At 45.3% G+C, this 12,243-nt stretch carries 13 protein-coding genes and 1 pseudogene; 6 read left to right on the top strand and 8 right to left on the bottom strand.

The window, feature by feature from the left end; all coding sequences use genetic code 11:
- The first annotated feature begins 40 nt into the window (after nucleotides 1-40).
- Both lpcA and F0251_RS11855 read left to right on the top strand, forming a co-directional pair.
- Nucleotides 41-616: a D-sedoheptulose 7-phosphate isomerase gene (lpcA, locus tag F0251_RS11860; protein ID WP_008222941.1), complete on the top strand. Its 576-nt coding sequence runs from the start codon at nucleotides 41-43 to the stop codon at nucleotides 614-616.
- A gap of 67 nt (nucleotides 617-683) precedes the next feature.
- Nucleotides 684-1,529 (top strand): class II glutamine amidotransferase, encoded by an 846-nt coding sequence (locus F0251_RS11855; protein WP_008222942.1) that lies wholly within the window; start codon nucleotides 684-686, stop codon nucleotides 1,527-1,529.
- 76 nt (nucleotides 1,530-1,605) lie between these two features.
- Here the strand turns inward: F0251_RS11855 and purN are convergent, their stop codons facing one another.
- Both purN and purM read right to left on the bottom strand, forming a co-directional pair.
- Nucleotides 1,606-2,280, bottom strand: coding sequence for a phosphoribosylglycinamide formyltransferase (gene purN, locus F0251_RS11850; protein WP_008222943.1), 675 nt, complete (start codon nucleotides 2,278-2,280; stop codon nucleotides 1,606-1,608).
- 292 nt (nucleotides 2,281-2,572) lie between these two features.
- Nucleotides 2,573-3,613: a phosphoribosylformylglycinamidine cyclo-ligase gene (gene purM, locus F0251_RS11845; RefSeq protein WP_008222945.1), complete on the bottom strand. Its 1,041-nt coding sequence runs from the start codon at nucleotides 3,611-3,613 to the stop codon at nucleotides 2,573-2,575.
- 169 nt (nucleotides 3,614-3,782) lie between these two features.
- Between purM and upp the strand changes: the two genes are divergently transcribed.
- Nucleotides 3,783-4,409 (top strand): uracil phosphoribosyltransferase, encoded by a 627-nt coding sequence (gene upp, locus F0251_RS11840; RefSeq protein ID WP_004738627.1) that lies wholly within the window; start codon nucleotides 3,783-3,785, stop codon nucleotides 4,407-4,409.
- A 141-nt stretch (nucleotides 4,410-4,550) separates the two neighbouring features.
- On the opposite strand, the gene F0251_RS11835 is transcribed toward upp, so the two are convergent.
- Nucleotides 4,551-5,789, bottom strand: a complete 1,239-nt coding sequence (locus tag F0251_RS11835) for a uracil-xanthine permease family protein (RefSeq protein WP_061032623.1) — start codon at nucleotides 5,787-5,789, stop codon at nucleotides 4,551-4,553.
- Between the two features lie 276 nt (nucleotides 5,790-6,065).
- Here F0251_RS11835 and F0251_RS11830 point away from each other — a divergent pair, with 276 nt between their 5' ends.
- Entirely contained in the window at nucleotides 6,066-7,328 is a 1,263-nt protein-coding gene (locus tag F0251_RS11830; protein WP_171731037.1) for a DUF2066 domain-containing protein, read from the top strand.
- Between the two features lie 158 nt (nucleotides 7,329-7,486).
- On the opposite strand, the gene F0251_RS11825 is transcribed toward F0251_RS11830, so the two are convergent.
- The 4 genes from F0251_RS11825 to F0251_RS11810 form a co-directional block, all read right to left on the bottom strand.
- Nucleotides 7,487-7,921 (bottom strand): DUF2069 domain-containing protein, encoded by a 435-nt coding sequence (locus F0251_RS11825; protein ID WP_171731036.1) that lies wholly within the window; start codon nucleotides 7,919-7,921, stop codon nucleotides 7,487-7,489.
- Nucleotides 7,918-8,511: an NAD(P)H:quinone oxidoreductase gene (gene wrbA, locus F0251_RS11820; protein ID WP_171731035.1), complete on the bottom strand. Its 594-nt coding sequence runs from the start codon at nucleotides 8,509-8,511 to the stop codon at nucleotides 7,918-7,920. The genes F0251_RS11825 and wrbA overlap by 4 nt, the downstream gene beginning before the upstream one ends.
- A 6-nt stretch (nucleotides 8,512-8,517) precedes the next feature.
- Nucleotides 8,518-8,868 (bottom strand): arsenate reductase (glutaredoxin), encoded by a 351-nt coding sequence (gene arsC, locus F0251_RS11815; protein ID WP_061032626.1) that lies wholly within the window; start codon nucleotides 8,866-8,868, stop codon nucleotides 8,518-8,520.
- 114 nt (nucleotides 8,869-8,982) lie between these two features.
- Nucleotides 8,983-10,437 carry a M48 family metallopeptidase gene (locus tag F0251_RS11810; RefSeq protein WP_061032627.1) on the bottom strand — a complete coding sequence of 485 codons (1,455 nt, stop codon included), beginning with the start codon at nucleotides 10,435-10,437 and terminating at the stop codon, nucleotides 8,983-8,985.
- A 178-nt stretch (nucleotides 10,438-10,615) separates the two neighbouring features.
- On the opposite strand from F0251_RS11810, the gene F0251_RS11805 reads away from it, so the two are divergent.
- Together F0251_RS11805 and F0251_RS11800 are read left to right on the top strand one after the other, a co-directional pair.
- The gene (locus F0251_RS11805) at nucleotides 10,616-10,855 is read left to right on the top strand and encodes a sulfurtransferase TusA family protein (protein ID WP_116871752.1); all 240 of its coding nucleotides are present in this window, start codon (nucleotides 10,616-10,618) and stop codon (nucleotides 10,853-10,855) included.
- Nucleotides 10,848-11,924: an AI-2E family transporter gene (locus tag F0251_RS11800; RefSeq protein WP_008222960.1), complete on the top strand. Its 1,077-nt coding sequence runs from the start codon at nucleotides 10,848-10,850 to the stop codon at nucleotides 11,922-11,924. The genes F0251_RS11805 and F0251_RS11800 overlap by 8 nt, the downstream gene beginning before the upstream one ends.
- A 92-nt stretch (nucleotides 11,925-12,016) precedes the next feature.
- Here the strand turns inward: F0251_RS11800 and F0251_RS11795 are convergent.
- Nucleotides 12,017-12,160: pseudogene (locus F0251_RS11795) on the bottom strand (thioredoxin-dependent thiol peroxidase); the annotation flags it as partial.
- Nucleotides 12,161-12,243 lie beyond the last annotated feature (83 nt).

Below are 12,243 nucleotides of genomic sequence, written 5' to 3'. Positions count from 1 at the left end.
CGCACGTTAAGCTGCGTCATAAAAATAAGAGATAAGCCTTATGTACCAAGACCTAATCAAAAGTGAATTGAACGAAGCTGCTGACGTTCTTAACAAGTTTTTGAGTGATGACCATAACATTGCTCAAATTGAAGCGGCGGCAAAATTGATTGCTGACTCATTCAAACAAGAAGGTAAAGTACTTTCTTGTGGTAACGGTGGCTCACACTGTGATGCAATGCATTTCGCAGAAGAACTGACAGGCCGATACCGTGAAAACCGCCCAGGTTACGCAGGTATTGCAATTTCAGATCCTAGTCACTTATCTTGTGTAAGTAATGACTTCGGCTACGATCACGTATTTTCTCGTTATGTAGAAGCGGTAGGCCGTAAAGGCGATGTGTTGTTTGGTTTATCAACTTCAGGTAACTCAGGCAACATCCTAAAAGCCATTGAAGCAGCTCAAGCGAAAGGCATGAAAACGATCGCACTGACCGGTAAAGACGGCGGTAAAATGGCAGGCTGTGCGGATATCGAAATCCGAGTACCACACTTTGGTTACGCAGACCGCATCCAAGAGATTCACATTAAGATCATCCATATTGTGATTCAGCTTGTCGAAAAAGAGATGGAATAACAGTTTTACAGACATTTGGAGCCTAGGTTTTTGGCTCTGTTGGTTTTAATAGGGAGTAGATTAAACCATGTGTGAATTGCTCGGTATGAGCGCGAATGTGCCAACGGATATTTGTTTTAGTTTTACTGGTCTTATGCAGCGTGGGGGCAACACTGGCCCACACCGCGATGGCTGGGGAATTACCTTCTATGAGGGTAAGGGTTTTCGTACTTTTAAAGATCCTAACCCTAGCTGTGAATCTAAGATCGCAGAGTTGGTTCAAAACTACCCCATTAAAAGCCAAGCTGTTGTCAGCCATATTCGTCAAGCCAACCGTGGTGGTGTGAATCTAGAAAATACACACCCTTTTACTCGTGAACTCTGGGGAAGGTATTGGACCTTTGCTCATAATGGCCAGTTATCTGATTACGATGATCTTGTTAGCGGCCGCTTTAGACCTGTTGGCGAAACAGATAGCGAGCTTTCGTTCTGTTGGCTGCTGAAGCAACTTGAAGAGCGTTTTCCTGAGCCGCCACAAGATATGGAAGGGATGTTCCGCTTCGTTGCTGAGTGTTGCGATAAGCTGAGAGAGAAAGGCGTTTTCAATATGTTGCTGAGCGATGGTGAGTACGTAATGACATACTGTACTAACCATTTATATTGGATAACGAGACGTGCGCCTTTTGGTAATGCAAGCTTAATTGACGAAGATGTTGAGATTAACTTCCAAGAAGAAACCACACCGAATGATGTAGTGACGGTGGTGGCGACTCAACCTCTGACCGCCAACGAAGAGTGGTTTAGAATGAAGCCTGGTGAATACGCGCTGTTTCATTCCGGTGAGCTGATTGGCAACAATCACAAAGAGTTGGAAGATGTCGCTTATGCGCCTAAAAAGGTCGCGAGCCAAGCGCCTACTGAACCATTGAGCTAAACATCTCATTGCTTGATTCGATAAAAAAGGCCGTTAACTGCACTCGTCAGTTAACGGCCTTTTTGTATTCTTGGAATTACTCTTCTGCGTAACCGTGTTTACCTAGTACTTTTCCGTCTAGCACCGCTTGTCCATTTACCATTGATAAACGACCTTCTGCAAACCACTTACAAACCATCGGATAGATTGCGTGCTCTTGAGTGAGTACTCGCCCCGCTAGCAGGTCGGCATCATCGTCCTCAAACACAGGCACTTTGGCTTGTAAGATCACAGGACCACCGTCTAGCTCTTCGGTAACAAAGTGCACACTAGTTCCATGTTCTTTGTCTTTAGCATCAATCGCTCGCTGGTGGGTATGTAAACCTGGGTATTTCGGTAATAGAGAAGGGTGGATATTGACCATTTTTCCTGCGTAGTGTCGAACAAATTCCGAACTCAAAATGCGCATGTAGCCTGCCAGTACGATCAAGTCTGGTTGGTATGCATCGATTTGTATCATTAGTTCATGGTCAAACTCTTCACGAGAGCCGAAATCTTTTGGATTTACTGAGTGTGCATCGACACCAGCGGTCTTAGCTCGCTCTAAGCCAAAGGCCTCTGCCTTATTTGAGAAGACAGCTTTAACTGAAGCATCAATCATATTGCTATCGCAGGCATCTAAGATCGCCTGTAAGTTGCTTCCGCTTCCTGAAACTAACACAACGATGTTTTTCTGAGAGTGAGTGGTTTTCTGAGAGTGATTGTTTTTCATAAAGTGGGTCATACGATTGATTAACTGGAGTTTATACCAATCACAGTAAGTAAGTGCTCATAAATAGCGCAGGAAAAAGGCTTGAGAACAAGGCAGAGATTTTAGATAAGTAGTTATCCTACAATCAAAATTTCTAACGACGTGATCGAGCGTTTTAACAAGCTAGGATGACCAGTTACTTACTACGATTGGTATCTATATTACCTACATAAACTAAGGTTTTCTGCGGGCCAAATAGCAAAATGAGGACCATTAGGTCCTCATTGATTAACTAAGTAAGTGAACGTATCACTTATTTGATTTCAACTTGCTCTTCGCCTGCTTCAGCGTTTGCGATCTCACCGATAACCCAAGCGTTTTCGCCTTCAGCTTTCAGTAGTTCAACAGCAGCGTCTGCTTGGTCTTTAGGTAGAGCTACAACTAGGCCAACACCACAGTTGAAAGTGCGGTACATTTCAAACGTTTCCACGTTACCTTTCTCTTGTAGCCAGTTGAAGATAGCAGGCCATTCCCAGCTCTTACCATCAATCACAGCTTTAGTACCTTCAGGAAGTACGCGAGGGATGTTTTCCCAGAAACCACCACCAGTGATGTGCGAGATAGCATGAATGTCATGCTCAGCAATCATCTTAAGTGCTGATTTGATGTAAATCTTAGTTGGTTCTAGTAGGTGTTCACCGATAGTGCGACCTTCTAGCTCTTCACTCTTATCAGCACCAGAAACTTCTAGAACTTTACGAATTAGAGAATAACCGTTTGAGTGTGGACCACTTGAGCCAACAGCGATAAGTGCGTCGCCTGCAGCTACTTTAGTACCGTCGATGATGTCAGCTTTTTCTACAACGCCAACACAGAAGCCAGCAACATCGTAGTCGTCGCCTTCGTACATGCCCGGCATTTCAGCGGTTTCACCACCGATAAGTGCACAACCAGCTTGAACACAACCTTCAGCGATGCCAGAAACAACGTCTGCTGCTGTGTCTACATCTAGCTTACCTGTTGCGTAGTAGTCTAGGAAGAATAAAGGCTCACCACCTTGAACGATTAGGTCGTTCACACACATTGCCACTAGGTCGATACCAATGGTGTCGTGTTTTTTCAGATCCAAAGCAAGGCGAAGTTTAGTACCAACACCATCAGTACCTGAAACAAGTACTGGCTCTTTGTATTTCGTTGGAAGTTCACATAGGGCGCCAAAGCCACCAATACCGCCCATTACTTCAGGGCGACGAGTGCGTTTAACAGCACCTTTAATACGGTCTACTAGTGCATTACCTGCGTCGATATCAACACCAGCGTCTTTGTAGCTTAGAGAAGAAGTATTACCACTCACGGGATAGTCCTCGAACTTAAGTTGGATGTGAAAACGGCGTTATTCTAACAGGGCTTGAATATGAAGAGCAAACGTTTGCGCGGTTTTTTTTATTAGAATAAAGATTCTCAAATAACCTTAGAGTTCGTGTATAATCTACAGGTTTGTTTAAATATTGCCGGAGTTGGAAATGAAAGTTGTTGAAGTGAAACACCCGCTAGTAAAACATAAAATTGGCCTGATGCGTGAAGGTGAGATTAGCACTAAGCGTTTTCGTGAGCTAGCGACAGAAGTGGGTAGCCTTCTAACATACGAAGCGACATCAGACTTTGAAACTGAACGTGTAACTATTAATGGTTGGGACGGTCCAGTTGAAGTTGACCAAATTAAAGGTAAAAAAGTAACAGTAGTGCCAATCCTACGTGCTGGTCTAGGCATGATGGACGGTGTTCTTGAGCATATCCCAAGCGCACGTATCAGCGTTGTTGGTATCTACCGTGACGAAGAAACGCTTGAGCCAGTACCATACTTCAACAAGCTTGCATCTAACATCGATGAGCGTATCGCTCTAGTGGTAGACCCAATGCTTGCAACGGGTGGTTCTATGATCGCAACTATCGACCTAATGAAAGAGAAAGGTTGTAAGCACTTCAAGATTCTTGTGCTTGTAGCGGCTCCTGAAGGTATTGCAGCTCTAGAAAAAGCGCACCCAGATGTTGAACTTTACACTGCAGCAATCGATGAAAAGCTAAACGACAAGGGCTACATTGTTCCTGGTCTTGGCGATGCTGGTGATAAGATCTTCGGTACTAAGTAATTCGGTTTTTAGATTAAGTGGGTTCCGTTGTTTTAATTTACTGAATTCACTTCATTACCCGTATTAATAAAAAAGGGAGAGCATTCGATGCTCTCCCTTTTTTGAACTTCCATTTTGTCGGAATCTAACCAGACTCAACTGTTAGTCGATTTGAGCCTTGTCTACCACAGTGTTGTCACCTAGCTCTTCAGGAAGTACTAGGTTAAGTAGAATCGCCACGATACCGCATAAGCTTACGCCCTGTAGGCTGAAGTCGCCGATACCAAAAGCCATTCCGCCAATACCGAATACTAGGGTAATACCAACAATGACAAGGTTACGTGATTTGTGCAGGTCAACGTTGTTCTTGATTAGCGTGTTAAGACCTACGGTTGCGATAGAGCCAAACAGAAGAATCATGATACCGCCCATCACTGGAACCGGAATCGTTTGAAGTAATGCGCCTAGCTTACCAACCAATGCAAGAACGATAGCGGTTACTGCAGCCCAAGTCATGATTACAGGGTTAAACGCTTTCGTTAGCATAACCGCGCCAGTTACTTCACTGTAAGTTGTGTTTGGTGGAGCGCCCAACATAGATGCTGCTATTGTTGCCACGCCGTCACCTGTGATTGTGCGGTGCAGGCCTGGCTTCTTAAGATAGTCTTTACCCGTCACGTTGGAAATCGCCAGCATGTCACCTACGTGCTCAACGGCAGGTGCAATCGCAACAAACACCATGAAGAAGATAGCGTTGATGTTGAATTCAGGCATGGTGAAGTTTGGTAGTGCCAACCACGATGCTTGAGCAACCGGTGTGAAGTCGACTGCGCCGTAAACCAGGCTCGTAATGTAACCTGCGATAATACCGCCGAAGATAGGCAGTAGCTTTAGGAAGCCTTTCGAAAATACACTGATGATGATGGTTACGAGCAGTGAGATTGATGAGATCCACAGTGCTGCGTCTGCATCAACCAGTTGAACGGCGCCATCGCCGGTCTTACCTAAAGCCATGTTTACCGCAACGGGTGCTAGGCCTAAACCAATCACCATAATTACAGGGCCAACCACTACAGGTGGAAGCAGCTTATGAATAAAGCCAACGCCTCTCACTTTGATCAGAGCGCCCATTAAAACATACACAACACCTGCTGCCATTAGGCCACCCATGGTTGCACCAATCCCCCAAGTTTGGATACCAAACATAATAGGAGCGATGAATGCAAAAGAAGACGCTAAGAAGATTGGCACTGAACGGCGTGTAATAAGTTGGAATAAAAGGGTACCGATACCTGCGCCAAAGAGTGCAACGTTGGGATCAAGTCCTGTCAGTAGCGGCACGAGTACAAGCGCACCAAAAGCCACAAACAGCATTTGTGCACCTTGCAATGCATTTTTCATGATATGTCCTTAGATTGGTCGTTATATGAAAAGTGAAAAATAAAATTCGCGCGATTCTATCACTTAGCAATCGATTGCTACACAAAATAGATCAAATTTATTTATCATAGTGATGTTTTATATCGAACAAGGTCCGAAAATTCAGTTTTTAAGTTAGCGCTTTATCATGGTCAGGTGATATTTTGTGGTTATTAAACACAGTGGGCGCTAACGACCTTGCCCCTCAATCCATAGTTGCTTATCATCAAGGCACAAGCTTTGAATATTAGGATCAATATGCGCTACATAGCATTGTTGTTGATGGGACTATTAGCCTTCCCGAGTTACGCCTTAACTCAAGTAGATATCTTTAGTGCTGAAGTTGCGATTAACACCGAAGACAAACAACCAGAACAAGTGGCACGAAATACCGGTATGGAGCAGGTATTGATACGTGCGACTGGCCAAACTGATGTTGCTTCAAATGAGACCATCCAAAAGGCGATGCGTAAGAGTGCGCAGTACATGTCTCAAATGAGTTTTGGTGAGAGCAATGACCAATCAACATTGCGTATGCGTTTTAATGGCGCTCAAATCCGTTCTCTACTGACTCAAGCACAACTGCCGTACTGGCCTGAAACTCGCTCAAACATCTTGGTTTGGCTAGTGGAGGAAGACAGCTTCGATAAGAACATTGTGTGGGAGCACTCGAACTCACAGCTTGCTGCTCAAATGCAAGCAAGTGCAAAAGATCGTGGTTTACCTCTGACTTTGCCTGTCGGTGATTTCGACGATATCACTGGTATCGCGACCTCAGATTTGTGGGGCAGCTTTGTTTCACCAATTAGCAGAGCAAGTCAACGCTACCCAGTAGATGCGGTGTTAGTGATTAAAGCTCAATCTTCAGGGTTGCGTTGGACGCTGTACGACCAAAAACCAAGTCAATTGACTAGCGCGCCAACGGCACCAATCACTGGTTCTGTGTCGGGTAACAGCGTGACGGCTTCTAAGAAGCTCGTTGACCAAATCAGTAACTACTACGCAGGTAAAAGCGCGGTGACGGTGGCGAGTGAGTCATCAGAGTCGATTTTAACTCAGTTTATTAGCCTGAATAATGCTCAAGACTTCTTCCAGTTAGAGAATGCACTTAAGCGTCTAAACTCGGTTGCTAGCTTAGATATTCTTAAGATTCAAAACAACGAAGTGACGTTCCGTATTCACTTGCTGTCGACTCAACAAGAGTTTGAGCAAGAGGTTGCAAGTATTCGCCAAGTTGCGAAGGTTGAAGAGTCCTACATCGAACCAGAAGTAAGCCCTGAATTTGAAACACAAGACAACACCATGTCTGTAGGCGATGATTCAACAGCTGCCCTTGATACTGAAGCGACAGCAACTGACGCAGATACTGACGTTCAAGTAATTAAAGGTAATGAAGTATCAAGTGATGATTCATTGGCTGGCTCGGAGGCTAACTCTGAAGGTACAGGTACCGAAGAGTTAGAAGCAACTGCACCGCTGCATGCAGAGCCAAGCTTGGTATACGAGTGGAATCGCAGCTAAGCCATTGCTTGCGCTTATCGCTAATACGAAAATGTAAGTAGCGAAGAGAAATAAAAAGAAAGCCCTGCTAGAGAAATCTCGCAGGGCTTTTTGTTTGTGTTACTTGCTAGCTCGTTGCTTGGTTAGCTAGTTACTCAGAAATATCGAACTGAATCTTATTACTCGAACTTCGCTTTCTCGTTCTTTTCTACTTCAGAAAGGCGTTTAAGCTTGATGCCTAGCTCTTTAGCGCGGAAACGGGTAAATAAGATATTTCCGGCGAAGCCCATCGTGGTCAGCAGTAGCTCAACAGCTGCCAATAAGCGTTCACCACCATCTACGTATAGAATGGTTAATGCGTGTAGGAAGTAGAGCATTAAGATGAAGTTCGCCCAAGCGTGCGTATAAGGCTTGCCGATTAAAATACCAGGTAATGGCAACAGTAGCGGAACAGCCCAAACGATAGCCAGCGTGATATTATTTAGGTGAGGATGCGGTGAAAGCGTCATCTGCCAAGCCACAACCCAACCTAACAGCAATAGGTTGCCTGCTAATGCTAGGTAGCGAAATAGCTTTGTCTTAGGAGACATCGCCTTCTCTGACATGTACATCATTGAGAGATTCCCTTCTGATTTATCGCGATGTGCGCGAGGCGTTTACCTAGGTTCTGCGCCAACTCAATTTCTTCTTTGCTTAGTGAAGCACTCTCACCTGTGCTGCTTGCGCCATAGGGCGTGCCACCGGTTTGAGTGGTATGCAGTGCAGGCTCTGAGTAGGGGATGCCGACCACTAACATTCCATGGTGAAGCAGTGGCAGCATCATGCTCTGCTGTGTTGTTTCTTGCCCACCATGCAGTGATGAAGAAGAAGTAAATACACAAGCTGGCTTATCGATAAGATCGCCATTGATCCACAATGATGTAGTGCTATCCCAAAAGTGCTTCATCGGCCCAGCCATGTTGCCGAACCAAACCGGACTGCCAAGCGCCAAGCCATCGCAAGAACGGAGCTCTTGCAGTGTGGCGATTGGGTCTGTGGGTTGATAGCGAGAGTCTGGCTGCTCTTCTACTGTGTACACGTCATTAACCGTTCTTAGCATGGCTTCACACTCAGGAATGGACTCCACCCCCCGTGCTATCTGCCTTGCTAGAGCTTGTGTGTTGCCGTGACGACTGTAGTAGAGAACAAGAATGTTGATGCTCATAGCCGCTTACAGAATCTCTAGTACTTGCTCTGGTGGACGACCAATCTTGGCTTTATTGTTCGCAACAACAACTGGGCGTTCAAACAATTTTGGATTAGCAGCCATTGCAGAAAATAGGTCTTCATCAGATACAGAAGCATCGCCAAGGTTCGCTTCTTTGTAGTCTGCCTCTTTGGTGCGCATCATTTCGCGAACGCTGCTAAAACCAAGCTGAGTGAACAGTACTTTTAGCTGTTCAACAGTTAGAGGTGTGTCTAGATACTTGATCACTTCAGGTTGTACACCGTTTGTTTCAAGTAATTCAAGCGTTTGACGGCTCTTTGAGCAGCGTGGGTTATGATAAATCACGACAGACATGGTTCTTCCTCATTATTATTTTTTATTTAATTTTCAGCAGAGGCCAGCTAATTGGCCTCTTCACTGTATACGTTGAGCTTTTTTCTTTTGGCGACTCGCCGAGTATTGAACGCCTTATTGCAGTGCTAAGAAGCGCTCGCGCTGAATCATCAGCTGATCAATTCGAGCGTCGTAGCGGGCTTGCTTCAAACTACCGAGCTCTGCGATTTGACTTGCTTGCGTGTAGTACTGAATCGCTTTGTTCCAGTTGGCTTGCAATGCCAAAATTTCAGCTCGTGCGGCAAGGTCTTCATCACTATTGCCAAGGCTAGTATTCGCTTTTGAAAGCAGGTGCCAGCCATTGGTGTCATTCGGATTGTCATGCGTATAACGTTGTAATACGCGAACAGCCTCTGCAAAGTCTTCTTTTTCAATCAAGGCATTTGCGTAGTTGATTGTGAGTACCGGGTTGTTTGGCTGACGAACCAATGCCGATTTAAGCTCTTTAATGGCAAGCTCAGGCTTTTTCTGCTCAATGTGAAGGTCGGAAATCGCATCTAAGTAGAACAGGTTAGTCGGGTCGCTGGTAATCAGTTTGGTTAGAATCGGTTCTGCTTTATCTAACTTTTTCGAATCGAGGTAAACCAGTGCTTGTCCATACTCTAACGACGGAACTATCTCTTTTGGTGCCTTTTTCAATTGGCGTGAGAACCAATCGAGCGACGCCTCATTATTGATACCGGCATAGCGTGCCACGATGCGAGCTCTTGCCAAGTGGTAATCCAGCGATGGCGCAAGTTTCAGCGGTGGGTAGCTACGAGCACGTGCGCGCGAATCGGTAATACGATCTTCTGGCAACGGGTGAGTGAGCAACATTGGAGGTGGTGTGCTTGCATAGCGGTATTCATCCGCTAAACGGCCAAAGAAGCGTGGCATTGCGTTCACGTCAAATCCAGCTTTTGCTAGCGTGTTGATACCAAAGCGGTCGGCTTCTTTTTCATTACTACGGGTGTAGTTAATTTGGCTTTGCATGTTACCCGCGGTGGTTGCGGTTAAGGCTGCAATACCCGCCTCAGGAGCGGCAATAGCCAGCAATACAGACGCTGCAAGCGCTGCGATAGTCGCAGGAGAACGGCGTGCTTGATCTTCCATACTACGCGCTAAGTGACGCTGCGTAACGTGTGCGATTTCGTGCGCTAATACAGACGCAAGTTCACTTTCTGATTGTGCGTGCAGGAATAGACCTGAGTGCAGTGCAACATAACCACCAAAGAAAGCAAAAGCGTTGATGTTGCGGTCACGGATCATAAAGAACTGGAAAGGTGTCTTTACGTCATTGGCATTCGCGACAAGGCGATGGCCTAGTGTGTCGATATAAAGGTTGAGAACTGGATCGTTGATAACAGGCTGGCTGCTTCTGATGATGCGCATGTAGGCATCACCATAGATGAGTTCTTGATCGATAGTGAGCGTGCCGCCAGCCGCCGTGCCGATGTCCGGTAAATCCAAGCTGTTGGTGTTAGCCAACGTTGGGGTGCTTAATGTGGCTGCGATGCATAAGCAAGCAATTGAACGAGCGCGTTTAAACATATTAGTCAGTAATACTCCGTTTCTTCTGACAGTAAGACAAGGGCAATGCAAATTGGTTCTTTATCTGGTTTAACCTTTGTTAAGTGCGTGCGCTATCCTGAAGGAAGATGAATCAATGATGGCACGTTTTCAAAAACAGATTACAATATGCCCCTTATAATAAGCATCGAGCCCAAGAATGACACCTAATATTCTAGATTTACGCCAAGAGCGCTGCCCAATGGCGTTATTATTAGCCAAGCGTCACAGTGTAAAGTTAGAAGTAGGGCAATCTTTGTCAATTTATGTATCAGATAACAGTTCGATGAAAGATATTGTTACTTTTTTGTCTAAGCAAGCTTATGTTGTCATGACAGAGGCTTGTTCTAATTACCACCATCTCCTCGTCACTAAAAAGGAATCGCAGTCAGATGCTTGAAATGGTCAGTCGTTGGTATAAACGACGTTTCTCTGATCCACACGCTGTCAGTTTGGTTGCCATCATTCTATTCGGCTTTATTACTATCTACTTCTTTGGTCACCTGATCGCACCGCTGCTGGTGGCGATTGTGTTGGCTTATTTGCTTGAGTGGCCAGTGACTCAACTTCAACGACTCGGTATTCCAAGAACGCCATCGGTGATGTTGGTGATCTTGATGTTCTTTAGCCTAATGCTACTAGCGATATTCGGATTAGTGCCAACCATTTGGGAGCAAGTAGGTAACCTAATCAATGATATTCCAAGCATGTACGGTAGCTTACAGAAGTTCATTGCAACGATTCCAGAGCGTTACCCAGAGCTTGCTAACTTACAGATCGTTGAGTCTGTCATGTCTAACGCGAAGAACAAGGCGTTAGGTATGGGGGAAAGTGTGGTCAAGGGCTCATTGGCCTCTTTGGTTAGCTTAGCGACGCTAGGTGTTTATCTTATCTTAGTACCACTGCTTATCTTCTTCTTACTGAAAGACAAAGAAGAGATGATCAGAATGGCAAGTGGTGTGCTTCCTCGCAACCGTCGCTTAGCGACCAAAGTATGGGAAGAGATGAACGAACAAATCTCGAACTACATCCGCGGTAAGGTGCTAGAGATTTTAATCGTTGGTGGCGTCAGCTACGTAACGTTCGCGATCTTAGACCTTCGCTACTCCGTGTTATTAGCGGTTGCTGTCGGTTTCTCGGTATTGATTCCATACATTGGTGCAGCGGCAGTAACCGTGCCGGTTGCCATAGTAGGTTTGTTCCAGTGGGGGCTTGAGCCTCAATTCTACTGGCTATTATTGGCTTACGGCATCATTCAAGCCCTAGATGGCAACGTGTTAGTACCCGTTTTGTTCTCTGAAGCGGTGAATCTACACCCTGTGGCGATTATTGTTGCGGTATTAGTGTTTGGTGGACTTTGGGGGTTCTGGGGCGTGTTCTTCGCGATTCCACTGGCTACTTTAGTGAAGGCGGTTTGGAATGCCTTGCCGAGCCATGCGCTAGATGATGACCCTGTACACCATCAGTAACGAAATAAGTGACAAAAAAGGCGACTATCGATGATAGTCGCCTTTTTAATTTATTCTGAGTTGGTAGTAAGCCTAGCTCACTCCAACGGACATTAAGCTTCTTGGTTGAAGTACTCTAGAACCACTTCGTGGTGAGTCTTAGTCTTGAACTTGTTGAAGACGTGTTCAATCTGACCTTCTTCGTCAATTAGGAAGCTAATACGGTGCAGGCCATCGTAAACCTTGCCCATGTGTTTTTACCCTTGGTAATAATCTAAGACGTAAATCTTGACGATTCCTGATGAAATCTATCTTTAACAGTGGTTTAGGTTAAAAATCT

The organism is Vibrio sp. 070316B (assembly GCF_013114115.1).
Taxonomy (GTDB): domain Bacteria; phylum Pseudomonadota; class Gammaproteobacteria; order Enterobacterales; family Vibrionaceae; genus Vibrio; species Vibrio chagasii_B.
The sequence above is the reverse complement of the archived record's forward strand: the minus strand, read 5'-3'. Positions and strand labels throughout refer to the sequence as shown.